Raw genomic sequence first — 16,029 nt, forward strand, 5'->3', positions numbered from 1 at the left:
GCGTAAGCAGGTTATTGCGGGTCCGCCGCGCGCGCCGTCTCCAGGCGGCGCGGCGGGCTTTCGATGCGATCGTGGTGCGTGTGCTTCAGTGCGCGAGCGCCGCGCGTGCGCTCTTGCGGGCGACCGCGGTGCGCGTCGCGACGTCGAATGCGGCGGCGGTCGCGCCGACATCCGCGGTGCCGGTGCCGACGATGTCGTACGCCACGCCATGCGCCGGCGTCGCATAAACGGTCTTCAGGCCGCCCGTCAGCGTGACGCCTTGCGAGAAGCCGAGCAGCTTCGTCGCGATCTGCCCCTGGTCGTGATACATGATCACCACCGCGTCGAAATCGCCGCGGCGCGCCTTGATGAACACGGTGTCGGACGGGAACGGGCCTTCGCTCGCGAGACCTTTCGCGCGCAGCGCTTCGAGGGTCGGGCGAATGATCGTGATTTCCTCGTCGCCGAACAGGCCGTTTTCGCCGCCGTGCGGATTGAGCGCCGCGACGCCGATGCGCGGCGCGGTCTTGCCGAACGCGCGCATCGTGTCGTGCGCGAGCGTGAGCGCGCCTTCGATGCGGTCGGGCTTCACCATGTCGACGGCCTTGCGCAGCGCGACGTGCGAGGTTACGCGGAAGGTCGAGAACTGCGGAATGATGTTGACTTCGCCGAAGTAGCCTTCGTGCTTCGTCCAGGCGGCGAACATCTGATGTTCGTCGTGATAGTTCCAGCCGCCGCGATGCAGGGCCGCCTTGTTGAGCGGCGCGAAGCAGATGCCGTCGAGTTCGCCCGCGAGCGCGAGGTCCGTCATGTACTTGAGCGTCTCGCCGGTGAGGCGGCCCGACTCGGCATTCAACTCGCCGCGCGGGTACAGCGCCGGGTCGACGTTGTGCAGATCGATCAGCGGAATCTCCGCCGCGTCGTGCACCGCGTCCTTCACGTTCGCGATCTTCACGTACGGAATGCGCTGGCCGGCGTCTTTCATGCCGAGTTCGAGCACACGCTCGTCGCCGATGATCACGACGTTCGCTTTTTCACGGGTTTCGGGAAGCGACAGCAGTTTGACGACCAGTTCCGGGCCGATCCCGGTGACGTCGCCGAGCATCAGGCCGATCAGCGGTTTCATGTGGGGGTTCTCCATATCGGTTGTAGTTGAGAGAAGTGGGCAATGCGGCAGCGCCGCGCGGGCTCGATCAGGCCGCGCCGGCAGGCAGCGGCAGCACGTGCGCCCAGGGGTTTTCCGCGCGATGCCGCGCTTCGAATGCTTCGATGTGCGGCAGCATCTTCAGCGATGCGCCGAGCACGTCAAGACCTTCAAGGAACATCTGCCGGTGCCGCTCGTCCATCCGGAACGAATACGTGCGGCCCGACGCGGTGCGCACCGTTTGCGCGGCAACGTCGATCGACAGACGGTTCGCCGCCGGGTTCGAAATTTCAGCGCTGATCTCGTCGATCTCTTCCGGCTTCAGGATGATCGCGAGCAGCCGGTTGTTCGCCGCGTTGTAGTAGAAGATTTCGCCGTAGCTCGGCGCGAGCACCGCTTCGATGCCGCTTTGCAGCAGCCCCCATACCGCGTGCTCGCGGCTCGATCCGCAGCCGAAGTTGGCGCCGCCGACCAGCACTTTCGCGCCCGCATAGGCCGGCGTGTTCAGCACGAAGTCGTCGCGCCGGCTGCCGTCCGGCAAGAAGCGCAGGTCGTACAGCAGGCCGGCGGCGAGGCCGGACTTGTCGGTGCCGAGCAGGAACTGCTTCGGCATGATCTGATCGGTGTCGAGATTGGCGATCGGCAGCGGTGCGGCCACGCCTTCCATGCGCGAGAAATCAGGCATCGTGGTGCTCCCATTTGCGGATGTCGGTGATGCGTCCGGTGATCGCGGCGGCGGCGGCCATTGCCGGGCTCATCAGATGCGTGCGGCTGTCGCGTCCCTGACGGCCTTCGAAATTGCGATTGGTGGTCGAGGCGCAGCGCTCGCCGGGGCGCAGCACGTCGTCGTTCATCGCGAGGCACATCGAGCAGCCGGGTTGGCGCCATTCGAAGCCGGCCTTGATGAAGGTATCCGACAGCCCTTCCTGTTCCGCTTGCGCGCGCACGGCGCCGGAGCCCGGCACGATCATCGCGCGCACGGTGGGGGCGACGTGCATGCCGTCGCGCAGCATCGCCGCGACCGCGCGCAGGTCTTCGATGCGGCCGTTGGTGCACGAGCCGATGAACACGCGATCGATCGGCGTGCCCTCGATGCTCGAACCCGGTGCGAGGCCGATGTAGTCCAGTGCGCGCGCGGTCGCCGCGCTCACGACGTGATCGGCGCTGTCTTCGGGCGCGGGAATCAGGCCATCGACGGGGATCGCCTGGTCGGGGCTCGTGCCCCAGGTGACGTAAGGCGCGACGTCGGCGGCGTCGATGGCGAGGTCGGCGTCGAACTGCGCGCCGGGGTCCGTGCGCAGCGTGCGCCATGCCGCGATCGCCGCTTCCATTTGCGCTTCGCCCAGATTGCCGCGATGCGCGCGCAGATACGCGAAGGTCGTGTCGTCCGGTTCGATCAGCACGGCGCGCGCGCCGGCCTCGACGGTCATGTTGCACAGGGTCATGCGCGCTTCGATCGACAGCGCGCGGATCGCCTCGCCGGTGTATTCGACCGCATAGCCGCGCGCTCCTTGCGCGCTGATCTTCGCGATCACGCACAGCACGAGGTCCTTCGCGGTCGTGCCGGCCGGCAGGCTGCCGTTGATCTGGATGCGCATCGTGCTCGCGAGACGGTACGACAGCGTTTGTGTCGCCAGTACATGCTCGATTTCCGACGTGCCGATGCCGAAGCCCAGCGCGCCGAATGCGCCGTAAGTGGTCGTGTGGCTATCGCCGCACAGCACGACCATGCCGGGGCGGATCAGGCCCGATTCGGGCGCGACGACGTGCTCGATGCCTTGCAGCGGATCGTTGACGTCGAACAGCTTGATGCCGTATTTCGTGCAGTTGCGCGTGAAATTCGCGGCCTGGCGCGCGGCGGCGTCGATCGCGATCACGCGTTTGCCGACCGGGTCGGGGCGCGTCGGAATCACATGATCGACCACGCCCATCTGCTGCTCCGGCCGCAGGACGCCGATGCCGCGCTCGACGAGGCCGTTGAAAGCCTGCGGGCTGGTGTATTCGTTCATGATGTGCAGGTCCGCATAAAGCAGGACGTGCTGGGCGTCGAGTTTCGCGACCGTGTGCGACTCGACGAGCTTCTGATACAGCGTGCTCGGCACATCTCCTCCGATGGTGTGAGGGCCCGATGATGCGTCCGCGAAGGGCGGTGAAAACGGGCAACGTTTCTATGCGAAACAGTCTACAGAGATGGTTAATACATATAATGCGTTTTTCTTTAATCTATTTTTAAGTTAAATTTATAAATAGGCCCGCCAGTGGATTCCATTTCGGATCTTGCGTTTTTCGTGCAGCTGGTCAAACACGGCAATCTGTCGGCGCTGGCTCGCGAACTCGGCGTCACGCCGCCCGCGGTTACCGCACGGCTCGCGCGAATGGAAGCGCGCCTCGGCGTGCGGCTTCTGAATCGCACCACCCGGCGCATCAGCGTGACTCAGGAGGGCGAACTGTATCTGTCGCATGGCGCGCGGTTGCTGGTCGAGCTCGAAGAACTCGACCGGATGGTGTCGAGCGCGCGGGCGATTCCGAAAGGCCTGTTGCGCGTGAACGCGACATTCGGTTTCGGGCGGCGCCATATCGCGCCGGCGGTCTCCGAGTTCGCGCGGCGCTATGCGGAAGTGGAAGTGCAATTGACGCTGACCGATCGCTCGATCCGCCTCGCGGACGAAGCCTATGACGTCGGCATCTGGTTCGGCGAGATTCCCGATTCGCGGCTCGTCGCGCGCAAGATCGCGCCGAACCGGCGTTTGCTGTGCGCGTCGCCGGCCTACATCGAGAGGGCCGGCGTGCCGGATACGCCGCGGGACCTGCAGGCGCACAAGTGCATCGTGCTACGCGAGAACGACGCGGCTTACGGTACGTGGCATCTGAGCCGCGGCCGCAAGCAGGAGACGGTCAAGGTGCGTGGCGCGTTGAGTACCAATGACGGCGAGACCGCGCTCGTCTGGGCGCTGGACGGTCACGGGATATTGATGCGCTCCGAGTGGGACGTGTACCCGCATTTGCGCTCGGGCGCGTTGAGTGTCGTGTTGCCGGAATGGTCGTTGCCGGTCGCGGACGTGTACGCGGTGTATGGCGAACGGCTCAACGTATCGGCGAAGGTGGTGGCGTTTATCGACTTTCTCGCCGAATGGTTCGGCAATGCGCTGGGACGCGCGGACAGCGAATACGGCCAATGGGGGGCATGATCGAGGGCACCGGGAGATGGCGGGTGGCGGTGGTCCGTTGTTGTCGTTGTTGCTGTTGCGCCAGGCTCACGAGCGAGCGCTATGTGCCATAACCCGGGCACGATAAGGGGCGCACGCCATTTCCGAGGGCCGGCCCAATGGAGCGCGACGCGTACGAGTGCGCGCACGATGGCCCGCAAAAGGAGCTTCTGATAGCCCGATCACGCTCATGATCGGCGCCATCGCATTGCGCGCGTTGTCGATCATGAGCCGCATCGCGTGCCTGGCTCAGAGGTCGCTATCGAGGCCGTCCTGCACCTGCTCGGCCGCGCGCATCACCGCGCGCGCCTTGTTCTCGGTCTCCTGCCATTCGGATTCGGGCACCGAATCGGCGACCACGCCCGCGGCCGCCTGCACGTACAGATTGCCGTTCGCGATCACGCCGGTGCGGATCGTGATGGCGAGATCCATCTCGCCCGTGAACGACAGATAGCCGACCGCACCGCCGTACAGGCCGCGCTTGATGGGTTCGAGCTCGTCGATCAGCTCCATCGCGCGGACCTTCGGCGCGCCCGACAGCGTGCCGGCCGGGAACGTGGCGCGCAGCACGTCGAAATTGGTCATGTCGGGCTTGAGCTTGCCTTCGACCGAACTGACGATGTGCTGCACGTGCGAGTACTTTTCGATCACCATCTTGTCGGTCACGACGACCGAGCCGATCTGCGCGATGCGGCCCACGTCGTTGCGCGCGAGGTCGATCAGCATCACGTGTTCGGCGATTTCCTTCGGATCGTTGAGCAGCTCGGTCGCGAGTTGCGCATCGCGCTCGGGCGTGTTGCCGCGCGGCCGCGTGCCGGCGAGCGGGCGGATCGTGACGAGGCGGTCCTCGCCGCGCTTTTCCTGGCGCACGAGAATTTCCGGCGACGCGCCGACCACGTGGAAGTCGCCGAAGTTGTAGTAATACATGTACGGCGACGGATTCAGCGAGCGCAGCGCGCGATACAGCGACAGCGGGTTGTCGCGGTACGGCTTGGTCAGGCGCTGGCCGACCTGCACCTGCATCAGTTCGCCGGCGGCGATGTATTCCTTCGCCTTGCGCACGGCGGCGAGGTAGTCGTCCTTGGCGAATTCGCGATAGATCTCGGTGCGCACGCTCGACGAAATGACGGGCGGCTGCACGCTCGCGCGCAGACGCTGGCGCAACTCGCGCAGACGGTGCTTCGCTTTCGTGTACGCCTCGGCCTGCGTCGGATCGGCGTAGACCACGAGGTAGAGCTTGCCCGCGAGGTTGTCGATCACCGCGACTTCCTCGGTCAGCAGCAACTGGATATCGGGCAGATTGAGGTCGTCTTTCGGTGCGCTGTGCGCGAGCTTTTTCTCGATGTAGCGCACGGCGTCATAGCCGAAATAGCCGGCCAGACCGCCCGTGAAGCGCGGCAGCCCCGGGCGTTGCGCGACCTTGAAGCGCGCCTGGAACTGCTGGATGAAGGCGAGCGGATCGCCGTCGTGCGTCTCGATCACCTTGCCGTCGCGCACCACTTCCGTGACGCCGTTGCGCGTGCGCAGCAGCGTGCGCGCCGGCAGTCCGATGAACGAATAGCGGCCGAAGCGTTCGCCGCCCACCACCGATTCGAGCAGGAACGAGTTCGCGCCGTTGCGCTCGCTCTGCGCGAGCTTCAGGTAGAGCGAGAGCGGCGTTTCGAGGTCGGCGAGCGCTTCGGCGATCAGCGGAATGCGGTTGAAACCCTCGTTGGCGAGGGACTGGAATTCGAGTTCGGTCATGTTCCGATCCTGTACGGTGATCCGGCGGCAGCGAGTGTCGGGCAAAGCGAGGCCAGGCGCTTCTGGCCGGGACGCGAGTCGACGGTTTCGACCCGATGATACCGACCGGCGCGAGTTTCCCATCGACGCATGCGAACGTTGACCGGTCCGTCGCGGTACTTTGCGGGTACGCGCGGGCCGAATCAGCCGATGCAGCAGCGAAACAGAGCGATGGAAAAAGCGCGTGAGCGCAGCGAAGTAAAAAACGGTTGCCGAAGACGATCTTCAGCGTACCTCAGGCGAGGTTAGCGCGACCAGCGACGCCAGGGCCAAGCTCCCCGGTCGATGCTAATCAGACTCCGTTTTTTATTCAGAAACATGAGGATGAAGGACTGTTCAAGTCGTGGATTGGTGTGCTGCGATTGCCTTGGCGGCGTCGAGCAGCGAGGCAACTATACCATCGGATTTTATCGTTTGTATAGCTTGGCCATGGTTGTAGCCGTAGGGCACCGTGAGCGTGGCCATGCCGGCCGCGCGGCCCGCCAGCGCGTCGTTTTCCGAGTCGCCGATCGCGACGGTGGCTTGCGGCTCGACACCGAGTTGCGCAGCGGCGGTGAGCATCGGCAGCGGGTCGGGCTTCTTTTTCGCGAGACTGTCGCCGCCGAGCACGACCCTGAAATACGGCGCGAGCCCGTACTGTTGCAGCAGTTCGAGCGCGAAGCGGTGCGGCTTGTTCGTCACGCACGCGAGCTTGAGGCCGGCCTCGCGCATGGCGTGCAGGCCGGCTTCGACGTCGGGATAAAGCCGCGTGTGCAGGCCGTTGATCTTCGCGTATTCGGCCTGATAGATCGCGAGCGCCTCTTCGAAGCGCTCCTGCGCGTGGTCCGCTTCGAAGCGCGGCGCGAGCACGCTGCGGATCAGATGCTCCGAGCCCTTGCCGACATAGCCGGCCACTTCCTCGCGCGAGGTTTCCGCTGCGTCGAGTTGGGCGAGCATGCCGTTCAGGCCGGCGGTGAAGTCGTCGGCGGTATCGATCATCGTGCCGTCGAGGTCGATGATCGCGGCTGCGAGGCGCGGGCCGGTGAAAGTCGGGGCGGGGAACGGAGCGGTCATGGGGCGCGGGTCCGGATGTCGGGTGTTAAGGCTGGGCGTTAGTGCTGCACGGCGGCGAGGGCCGCGCGCATCTTGTCGATCACCACCTTGTGATCGGGCTGGCCGAAGATCGCCGAGCCGGCCACGAACGTGTCCGCGCCGGCCGCCGCGATTTCCGCGATGTTGTCGACCTTCACGCCGCCGTCCACTTCGAGATGAATCTCGCGGCCGGTGCGCTCCTCGTATGCGTCGATGCGCCTGCGCGCCTCGCGCAGCTTGTTGAGCGCCTCGGGAATGAACGCCTGGCCGCCGAAGCCCGGGTTCACCGACATGATCAGCACGAGGTCGACCTTGTCCATGACGTGATCGAGATAGCTCAGCGACGTGGCCGGGTTGAACACGAGGCCGGCCTTGCAGCCGTGGTCGCGGATCAGCGAGAGCGTGCGGTCGATGTGGTCCGAGCCTTCCGGGTGGAAGCTGATCAGGTTCGCGCCGGCTTTCGCGAAGTCCGGCACGATGCGGTCGACGGGACGCACCATCAGGTGCACGTCGATCGGCACGTCGACGTGCGGGCGGATCGCTTCGCAGACGAGTGGGCCGATGGTCAGGTTCGGCACGTAGTGGTTGTCCATCACGTCGAAGTGAATCCAGTCGGCGCCGGCCGCGACGACGTTGCGGACTTCTTCGCCGAGACGGGCGAAATCGGCGGACAGAATGCTGGGGGCGATGCGGAATTGCGTCATGGCAAGGGGCGGATGCAAGCGGGAAAGCGCCATTTTACCGTTTTGCGTGGTGGTGCCGGGGCGTGGGCCTCGGCGGGTCGTGCCGGTTTGTTCGGGGCTTAGCGGAAGAGGTGGACTGTGACCGTGGACCGCGCCGGGAGCGGGAAGAAACGGAGCGGCGAAGCAGCGATGAAGAAGCGGTGGGAAAGAGCCGTGCGGCATAAGCGCTTTGAAAGCTATGGCGGAAAAACCTGGCGGCAGGAAACTGGACGTCGGAAAGCGGGCCCCGAAGTGAGGTTCTGAATGAAGTGAGGCTCCGAAGCGTGCCACGCCCCAGCGTCTTGAACACTCCTGGCCAAAGGGTGTACCCGGTTGCGGGCGTGCCGCGCATCAAGCAGAATGCCAATCCATGAGCGCCGCATCGCCGATGCCCCCGCAAACCATTGGCGTTCGGGCCTTCCCGCGTTTTTCACAGCCGTTTTATCAGACCGGAATCAGGATGAGCCAGTATGAATTCAGCGTCTCGGCGCAGGTGCAATACCTGCCCGAAGAATCCGACCCGGAGCGCCGCCAGTACGCATTTGCCTACACGCTGACTATCCGTAATACCGGCCAGGTACCCGCGCAACTGATCGCGCGTCATTGGGTGATTACCGACAGCGACAACACCGTGCAGGAAGTCAAAGGCTTGGGCGTGGTCGGCCATCAGCCGTTGCTCAAGCCGGGCGAGCATTTCGAGTACACGAGTTGGGCCGTTATCGCGACGCCGGTCGGCACCATGCGCGGAGATTACTTCTGCGTGGCCGAGGACGGCGAGCGCTTCGATGCGCCCGTGCCGGAGTTCGTGTTGCGCATGCCGCGTACCTTGCATTGAACCGCTGCCAAGGCGCGCTGTCTTTACCGACTTCGTGCGGGCGCGAAGTGGCGTGCGTGGCGGGATGAAGAGTGAAGCGGGTGAGGCGTTGTGACCGGCGGCAGGCGAGTGGCCGATGCGTGCTTCAGCGCGCGGCCGGCTGGATAACCCCACGACGGTTACTGCGCGTCACTGCGGTTTTTGCTGCTTGGGTTGTTCCGCTGACCTGGCGCGCGTCGTTTTCTTTTTGCCGGACGACGTCCATACAACGATAAAGATGAGCAGGAAAAGCGCGACAAGCGATTCCAGCGCGAAGATGAGCATCGGGTATTCGTCGAACAGATCAGACATGGCGGTTTCCATCAAGAACGAACATTGTATGCGTTTTGTCCGCCGCGCCGGCGCCTGGCTCGGTGCGCTTTCAGTCGCGGTATTGCTCGCGTCCTGCGGTGGCGGCGGCGCGATCCGGCCATCGCCGCCGAGCGGTGCGGCGATCATTCCCGGTCAGATTGCTTCGGCGCGATTGACCGCGGTCGCGTGGCAGCAGGTGCCGGGCTGGCAGGATGACTCGCTGATCGGCGCGACCGCCGCGTTGCGGCAAAACTGCGTGCGGCTCGCACGTCAGCCGAGCTGGTCCCGTGCATGCGCGGCCGCCTCGCAGATCGACGACCTCGACGTCACGAGCGCGCGGGCTTTCTTTGAAGCCTATTTCACGCCGTTCCAGCTCGCCAACAACGACGGCACGCTCGACGGTCTCGTCACCGGCTATTACGAGCCCTTGCTGCGCGGTTCGCGCACGCGGCACGGCGTGTATCAGACCGCACTGTACCGCTGGCCCGCCGGCTATCGCGCGGGCGCGCCGTTGCCGGCGCGCGCGCAGCTCGAGCGCTCGGGCGTGCTCAACGGCAATGAGCTTGTCTGGGTCGACGACCCGATCGAAGCATTCTTCCTGCAGGTGCAGGGCTCCGGACGCGTCGTGATGGAAGACGGCAGCGTGATGCGCGTCGGTTTCGGCGGCACTAACAACCAGCCGTACAAGTCGATCGGGCGTTGGCTGCTCGATCATGGCGAGGTCACGCCGGCGCAGGCGACGATGCAGGGCATCAAGGCATGGGCGCGCGCGAACCCGACGCGCGTCGAGGCCTTGCTCGATACGAACCCGCGCTTCGTGTTTTTCCGCGAGATGCCGTCTGCGGAAAGCGCGCCGAGCGGCGGTGCCGATGGTCCGATCGGCGCGCTCGGCGTGCCGTTGACGCCGGAGCGCTCGATCGCGGTGGATCCGAGCGCGATTCCGTTGGGTACGCCCGTGTTTCTGCAAACCACGCGTCCGCTCACGAACTCGCCGATGAACCGCCTCGTGTTCGCGCAGGACACGGGCAGCGCGATCAAGGGCGGCGTGCGCGCCGATTACTTCTGGGGGCTCGGCGACGACGCAGGCGATCTGGCCGGCAAGATGAAGCAGGGCGGCCGGATGTGGCTGTTGCTGCCGAATTCGTGAGGTGGCGCGAGCGGTCCTCGCCCCGCGCAGGGATCAAAGCCCCGCTTTGCGTTTATCCACCACGCGCCGTGCCTTGCCGACCGAACGCTCGATCCCGTTCACGGCAAGCACATTCACTACCGCGCTGACGCCGATCAAGGCCTTGATGTCATAAGCGAGCGCGTTTTTCGCCGTGGTTAGCGCGGTGGTGTCTGGCGCGCTTTCCGGGCACGGCTCGACATTCAGCGTCAATACGTCGAGCGGACCTTCCTTCGTGAGCACGATCTGGTAGTGCGGCGCGAGCGCGTGCTGGCGGAGCAGCAGTTCTTCGATTTGCGTCGGGAATACGTTCACGCCGCGCACGATCATCATGTCGTCAGAGCGGCCGGTGATCTTCTCCATGCGCCGCATCGTGCGTGCGCTGCCCGGCAGCAGGCGCGTGAGATCGCGCGTGCGATAGCGGATGATCGGCAGCGCTTCCTTCGTGAGCGAGGTAAACACGAGTTCGCCGAGTTCGCCGTCGGGCAGCACTGCGCCGGTTTCGGGATCGATAATTTCCGGGTAGAAATGATCTTCCCAGATGGTCGGGCCGTCTTTGGTTTCGACGCACTCCGACGCGACGCCCGGGCCCATCACTTCGGACAGCCCGTAAATATCGACCGCGTCGATGCCCATGCGTTTTTCGATGGCCTGGCGCATGTCGTTGGTCCACGGTTCCGCGCCGAAGATGCCGAGGCGCAGCGAGCAGTTGGCCGGATCGATGCCCTGACGTTCGAGTTCGTCCGCAATCGAGAGCATGTAGCTCGGTGTCACCATGATGATGTCGGGCCGGAAGTCCTGGATCAACTGCACCTGTTTCTCGGTTTGACCGCCGCCGAACGGGATCACGGTGAGCCCGGCGCGCTCGGCGCCGTAGTGCGCGCCGAGGCCGCCTGTGAAAAGGCCATAGCCGTAGCTTATGTGTACTTTGTCTCCGCGCTTCGCGCTGGCGGCGCGGATCGATCGTGCGACGAGATTGGCCCATGTATCGATGTCGCGCGCGGTATAGCCCACCACGGTCGGCTTGCCCGTCGTGCCCGACGACGCGTGGATGCGCGAAATCCGCTCCTGCGGCACGGCGAACATCCCGAACGGATAGCTGTCGCGCAGATCCTGCTTCGTCGTGAACGGAAAGCGGGCGAGGTCAGCGAGGGATGTCACTTCGCCCGGATGAACACCGGCTTCGTCGAACTTGCGCCGATAGACCGGCGAGTTCTCGTACGCATGGTTCAGCGACCATTTGAGCCGTTCAAGTTGAAGCGCGACGAGTTCGTCGCGGCTGGCGGTCTCGATCGGATCGAGCGGAAGAGCGGTGGTCATCGAATGTCTCCTTGCTGCCTCAATGCCTGAGTCTGATGTGCGGCGCGCTTGCGCGCCAGAAATCCGCGGCGATCTGTTGTCTTTGGGAGGGCGTCGCCTGAGGTACTGCCTGGGCCTGCGGTTCGTGTGCTTGTCTAGTCGCCGGTCGGAATCAGATTGCCTTTGATTTGCGCCGACTTGCCGCGAAACATCGCGACGGTTTCGCCGGCTCGATTCGTCACGCGGATGTCGTAGATACCGGTGCGCCCGCTCAGTGTCTGCTCGACAGCTTCCGCCACTAGCGCGTCGCCGCCGTACACCGGCCGCAGAAACTCGATCGAGCAGCCAGCCGCGACCGTATTGATGTTGTACGTGTTGCAGGCGAACGCGAACGTCGAATCGGCAAGTGTGAAGATCAGGCCGCCATGGCAGATCTGATGGCCGTTCAAGAAATCGTCGCGTATGGCCATGCGCAGCCGCGCATAGCCTGGACGGACTTCGAGAATTTCGAGCCCGAGCGCGCGGCTGCAGGCATCGTTCTCGTACATCGCGGCGGCGGTCGCGCGGGCAAGTTCGTCGGGTGTCATCTGGTCGGGGCGGCGGGTTTGATGAGCGGTCATGTCAGCGCCCCTCGAAGCGCGGCGCGCGCTTTTCGATGAACGCCTGCACACCTTCCGCGTAATCGTGCGAGGCGCCGAGTTCGCGTTGCAGATCGCGTTCGAGGTCGAGCTGCTGGTCGAGCGTTTGCGTCGTGCTTGCTCGCATGGCCTGTTTGATTGCGGCGATTGCGCGCGTCGGTTGCTGAGCGAGCTGCGACGCGAGTTTCGCCGCGGTGCTGGCGAGATCCGCGTCGTCGACCGCTTGCCAGATCAAGCCCCAGCTCTCGGCTTTCTCGGCGCCGAGTTTGTCGCTGGTGAGAGCGAGCCCCAACGCGCGTGCCATGCCGACGCGCTGCGGCAGAAACCATGTACCGCCCGAGTCGGGCACGAGGCCGATCTTCACGAACGCCTGGATGAAGCTCGCGGAGCGCGCCGCGAGCACGAGGTCGCAGGCGAGCGCGAGGTTGGCACCCGCGCCGGCGGCTGTGCCGTTGACCGCCGCGACGACCGGAATCGGCAACGCCTGCAGACGGCGAATCAGCGGGTTGAAATGTTCGTCGATCAGGTCGCCCAGGTCGGTCATGGCGCCTGGCGTGAAGTCGAGATCGGCGAGATCCTGGCCGGCGCAGAAGCCGCGGCCCGCCCCGGTCAGCACGAGCGCCCGGGCGCCTGACGTTGCGACCCGATCGAGCGCGTCGCTCAGTTCCCGATGCATCGCGCGCGTAAAGCTGTTGAGCTTGTCCGGGCGGTTCAGCGTAATGGTGGCTACGTGGCTCGATGTGTCGACGTCCAGCCGGATCGCTTCATATGACATTGGGTATCTCCTCGAAATCTCATTGACCGATGGGCACAGCACGCGGTTAGCGAGAGCCGGGCAATGCGGCGGCGCGCAATGCCGGCCTGCTGTCTCATGTTAGTGAGCGCGCGCGACCCGGTCCATTCGGCCAGAAGGCATAGGAATCGTGCGTTGTCCTACGCCATTCAGCCAGCTACCGCCGGCGCCGTTTTCGGTTCAACATGGGCACGGCTTTGAACGACGCGAAAGCGATTGGCGACAAACGCCGCATCGGCCAGCGCGGCATTGGCGGCCGGGTTGGCGCCGGTGCCGTGGAAATCGGAGAAGGCCGCGGATTGATTGACGAACACGCCGCCGGTCAGATTGATCGAGAGCGCGACGCCGCCACGAATCGACGCTTCGTGTGCGCGGTCGAGTACGGCTGCGTCCGTGCTGTAGACCGATAGTGTCAGTGCGCCGTGTTCGGCGGCGATGGCACCGGCGAGATCGAGCGACTGCGCGGTCGAATCCGTTGCGATCACGAACGAGATCGGTCCGAACCATTCACGGGTGAACTGCGCGTGGTCGGTCGCGGCGTCGAGTTGCAGCACGAGCGGGGTACGCACGCGAGCGCCCGGGAAGGACGGATGCTCGAGCGTCTGGCTCTCGACGAGAATGCGGCCGAGTTTCGCGGCTTCGTCAATGCGCTGCGCGACGCCATCGTTCTGGATCGATCCGAGCAGTTCGACAGCACGGGCAGGGTCGGCAACGAGCTTTTGCACGGCGCCGGCAAGCGCCTGGGCGACGTCGTCGAAACCGAGCGCGCCGTCGGCCGTGCGGATGCCGTTGCGCGGCACATAGATGTTTTGCGGCGCGGTGCACATCTGGCCCGAGTACAGCGCGAGAGAAAAGGCGATGTTGCGCGCGGCGGCCTTGATGTCGTCGACCGAGTCGATCACGATCTGGTTGACGCCGGCTTTTTCGGTGTAGACCTGAGCCTGATGCGCGTTGCGCTCGAGCCAGGTGCCGTTCTGGGTGCTGCCGGTGAAGTCGATCAGCTTGATTTCCGGACGCAGGGCGAGGTTCTGGACGAGGGAGCCGTCGTTCGGGTCAGTGGCAAGCAGTGTGACAACGTTCGGATCGAAGCCTGCCTCGCGCAAAACCTCACGCGCGATGCGCACGGTCAATGCGAGCGGCAGAATCGCGCCCGGATGCGGCTTGACGATGACGGTGTTGCCGGTGGCCAGATCGGCGAAAAGGCCCGGGTAGCCGTTCCAGGTCGGGAATGTGCAGCACCCCAGCACGAGACCGGTGCCGCGCGGCACGACGGTATAGCGCTTGTGCATGGCGAGCGGCGGGTTCTTGCCTTGCGGTTTTTCCCAGTGCGCGTCGGCGGGAACGCGGCGCAACTGGTCCCATGCGTAAGCCACGGCTTCGAGCGCGCGATCCTGCGCATGCGGGCCGCCGGCCTGAAACGCCATCATGAACGCCTGGCCGGTGGTGTGCATCACGCTATAGCCAATCTCGAAGCTGGCGCGATTCAGGCGCGCGAGGATTTCGAGGCATACGCCGACCCACGCTTGCGGGCCGGCCGTGCGCCAGTCGCGCTGCGCAGCGGCGGCCACTGCGATCAACGTGTCCGGGGTGGCTTTGGGATAACGCATGCCTAGCGGAAAACCAAACGGTGAGACTTCGGCGCCGACCGTTTCTCCGGTCGACGGCTGGTCCAGCGCGAAAGTCGTATTGAGCAGCGCTTTGAACGCGGCTTCGCCGTCCGCGTTCGCTGTTTCCCCGTACACTTTCGGACTGGGAATCTCGACGAACGGGCTCCAGTAGCCACGCGTTTCGAGTGCGGCGAGCGCCTTGTGCAGCGTGTCTTCGTGCTTTGCAAATAGCGGATGTTTCATGGCAGGGAGGGCTTGGCTATACGTTGGGGGGAAATCCGTCGAATAATTGACCGACCGGTTGGTTGGTGAATGGTAGCATTATTAAGAGAGCCGCGCGAAGCGTTTTTCGCGTGCAAATTAACCCTCTGGAGGCGGCATGGCTTACGAAAACATTCTGGTTGAGGCGCGAGGACGGGTCGGGTTGATCACATTGAATCGTCCGAAGGCACTGAACGCGCTAAACGATGCGTTGATGGACGAACTGGGCACCGCGTTGCGCGAGTTCGATGCCGATGAGGCGATCGGCGCGATTGTCGTGACCGGTAGCGAGAAGGCGTTCGCGGCGGGGGCCGACATCGGCATGATGGCGACCTATACCTATATGGACGTCTACAAAGGCGACTACATCACGCGCAACTGGGAAGCGGTGCGTTCGATCCGTAAGCCGATCATTGCTGCGGTGGCGGGCTTCGCGCTAGGCGGCGGCTGCGAGCTCGCGATGATGTGCGACATCATTTTTGCTGCCGACACGGCGAAGTTCGGTCAACCGGAAATCAAGCTCGGCATCATGCCGGGAGCGGGCGGCACGCAGCGATTGCCGCGCGCGGTGTCGAAAGCAAAGGCGATGGACCTCTGCTTGACGGCCCGTTTTATGGACGCAGCCGAGGCCGAGCGTGCCGGACTGGTTTCGCGCGTGATTCCGGCCGCGTCGCTGCTTGACGAAGCGGTTGCTGCAGCCGCGACTATTGCCGAATTCCCGTTACCGGCAGTGATGATGGTCAAGGAGTCGGTCAACCGCGCCTATGAAACGACGCTCGCGGAGGGCGTGCATTTCGAGCGTCGCCTGTTCCATTCGCTCTTCGCTACCGAAGATCAGAAGGAGGGAATGGCCGCATTCGTGGAGAAGCGCAAACCGGTTTTCAAGCACCGTTAATACGCTTGTCAAAATATTGCTTGCAAGTCCTGATGGCGGCGACTAGAATTCCGCTCTTTCGTGTTCCGCCCAGCGGGGCACGGGGAAGCGGGAGGCCCTGGATGGCAGGGGTTTTCGCGGCGCAGGCAGGTTGGGCAGTGTGTTAAAACCTGTTGACGGCGTGCCGGAAAGTCTCCATAATCTCGTTTCTCTGCTGCAGACGCAGCGACGCGAACGAAGCGGTGCCGGGTGGTTTGGGTGCTGTGAGTTTGTGGACTGATCTTTAAAAACCAACAGCCGATAAGTGTGGGCGCTTGATGCGG

The 16,029-nt window shown here is 64.4% G+C and carries 15 protein-coding genes; 4 read left to right on the plus strand and 11 right to left on the minus strand.

The annotated features are described in order from the left end of the window. Positions 1 to 85: 85 nt before the first annotated feature. From F3J19_RS21775 to leuC, 3 genes are all read right to left on the minus strand, one after another. Complete coding sequence (locus tag F3J19_RS21775) at positions 86 to 1,105, minus strand: 4-hydroxythreonine-4-phosphate dehydrogenase PdxA (RefSeq protein WP_167045802.1); 1,020 nt, start codon at positions 1,103 to 1,105, stop codon at positions 86 to 88. Positions 1,106 to 1,172: 67 nt separating this feature from the next. Further along, a complete protein-coding gene (leuD, locus tag F3J19_RS21780; protein WP_167045805.1) occupies positions 1,173 to 1,808 on the minus strand; it encodes a 3-isopropylmalate dehydratase small subunit in 636 nt (211 codons plus the stop codon). Beyond that, complete coding sequence (gene leuC / locus F3J19_RS21785; protein ID WP_167045808.1) at positions 1,801 to 3,225, minus strand: 3-isopropylmalate dehydratase large subunit; 1,425 nt, start codon at positions 3,223 to 3,225, stop codon at positions 1,801 to 1,803. Before leuC ends, leuD begins: the two co-directional genes overlap by 8 nt. Positions 3,226 to 3,381: 156 nt before the next feature. Between leuC and F3J19_RS21790 the strand changes: the two genes are divergently transcribed. Further along, entirely contained in the window at positions 3,382 to 4,311 is a 930-nt protein-coding gene (locus F3J19_RS21790) for a LysR family transcriptional regulator (RefSeq protein WP_167045810.1), read from the plus strand. Between the two features lie 267 nt (positions 4,312 to 4,578). On the opposite strand, the gene trpE is transcribed toward F3J19_RS21790, so the two are convergent. The 3 genes from trpE to rpe all read right to left on the minus strand — a co-directional run bounded on the left by trpE (position 4,579) and on the right by rpe (position 7,919). Further along, positions 4,579 to 6,072 (minus strand): anthranilate synthase component I, encoded by a 1,494-nt coding sequence (trpE, locus tag F3J19_RS21795; RefSeq protein ID WP_167045814.1) that lies wholly within the window; start codon positions 6,070 to 6,072, stop codon positions 4,579 to 4,581. Positions 6,073 to 6,447: 375 nt separating this feature from the next. Next, positions 6,448 to 7,164 carry a phosphoglycolate phosphatase gene (locus tag F3J19_RS21800; protein WP_167045817.1) on the minus strand — a complete coding sequence of 239 codons (717 nt, stop codon included), beginning with the start codon at positions 7,162 to 7,164 and terminating at the stop codon, positions 6,448 to 6,450. A gap of 38 nt (positions 7,165 to 7,202) precedes the next feature. After that, complete coding sequence (rpe, locus tag F3J19_RS21805; protein WP_240159128.1) at positions 7,203 to 7,919, minus strand: ribulose-phosphate 3-epimerase; 717 nt, start codon at positions 7,917 to 7,919, stop codon at positions 7,203 to 7,205. Between the two features lie 445 nt (positions 7,920 to 8,364). Between rpe and apaG the strand changes: the two genes are divergently transcribed. After that, positions 8,365 to 8,739 carry a Co2+/Mg2+ efflux protein ApaG gene (gene apaG / locus F3J19_RS21810; RefSeq protein WP_167045820.1) on the plus strand — a complete coding sequence of 125 codons (375 nt, stop codon included), beginning with the start codon at positions 8,365 to 8,367 and terminating at the stop codon, positions 8,737 to 8,739. Between the two features lie 168 nt (positions 8,740 to 8,907). Here apaG and F3J19_RS21815 read toward each other — a convergent pair whose 3' ends face one another. Then, a complete protein-coding gene (locus F3J19_RS21815) occupies positions 8,908 to 9,069 on the minus strand; it encodes a hypothetical protein (protein WP_167045823.1) in 162 nt (53 codons plus the stop codon). A gap of 28 nt (positions 9,070 to 9,097) precedes the next feature. On the opposite strand from F3J19_RS21815, the gene F3J19_RS21820 reads away from it, so the two are divergent. Continuing rightward, on the plus strand, positions 9,098 to 10,216 hold the full coding sequence (locus tag F3J19_RS21820) for an MltA domain-containing protein (RefSeq protein ID WP_167045826.1): 1,119 nt from the start codon (positions 9,098 to 9,100) through the stop codon (positions 10,214 to 10,216). A 33-nt stretch (positions 10,217 to 10,249) separates the two neighbouring features. On the opposite strand, the gene paaK is transcribed toward F3J19_RS21820, so the two are convergent. The 4 genes from paaK to paaN all read right to left on the minus strand — a co-directional run bounded on the left by paaK (position 10,250) and on the right by paaN (position 14,814). After that, positions 10,250 to 11,554, minus strand: a complete 1,305-nt coding sequence (paaK, locus tag F3J19_RS21825) for a phenylacetate--CoA ligase PaaK (RefSeq protein WP_167045842.1) — start codon at positions 11,552 to 11,554, stop codon at positions 10,250 to 10,252. A gap of 134 nt (positions 11,555 to 11,688) precedes the next feature. Then, positions 11,689 to 12,153, minus strand: coding sequence for a hydroxyphenylacetyl-CoA thioesterase PaaI (gene paaI, locus F3J19_RS21830; RefSeq protein WP_167045845.1), 465 nt, complete (start codon positions 12,151 to 12,153; stop codon positions 11,689 to 11,691). 1 nt (position 12,154) lies between these two features. Continuing rightward, a complete protein-coding gene (gene paaG / locus F3J19_RS21835; protein WP_167045848.1) occupies positions 12,155 to 12,946 on the minus strand; it encodes a 2-(1,2-epoxy-1,2-dihydrophenyl)acetyl-CoA isomerase PaaG in 792 nt (263 codons plus the stop codon). A 167-nt stretch (positions 12,947 to 13,113) separates the two neighbouring features. Next, a complete protein-coding gene (gene paaN / locus F3J19_RS21840; RefSeq protein WP_167045851.1) occupies positions 13,114 to 14,814 on the minus strand; it encodes a phenylacetic acid degradation protein PaaN in 1,701 nt (566 codons plus the stop codon). A 136-nt stretch (positions 14,815 to 14,950) separates the two neighbouring features. Between paaN and F3J19_RS21845 the strand changes: the two genes are divergently transcribed. Further along, on the plus strand, positions 14,951 to 15,727 hold the full coding sequence (locus F3J19_RS21845) for an enoyl-CoA hydratase (RefSeq protein WP_167045854.1): 777 nt from the start codon (positions 14,951 to 14,953) through the stop codon (positions 15,725 to 15,727). The last annotated feature ends 302 nt before the right edge of the window (positions 15,728 to 16,029 follow it).

Origin of the sequence: Burkholderia sp. Ax-1724 (genome assembly GCF_011752995.1) — a bacterium.
Lineage (GTDB): Bacteria > Pseudomonadota > Gammaproteobacteria > Burkholderiales > Burkholderiaceae > Paraburkholderia.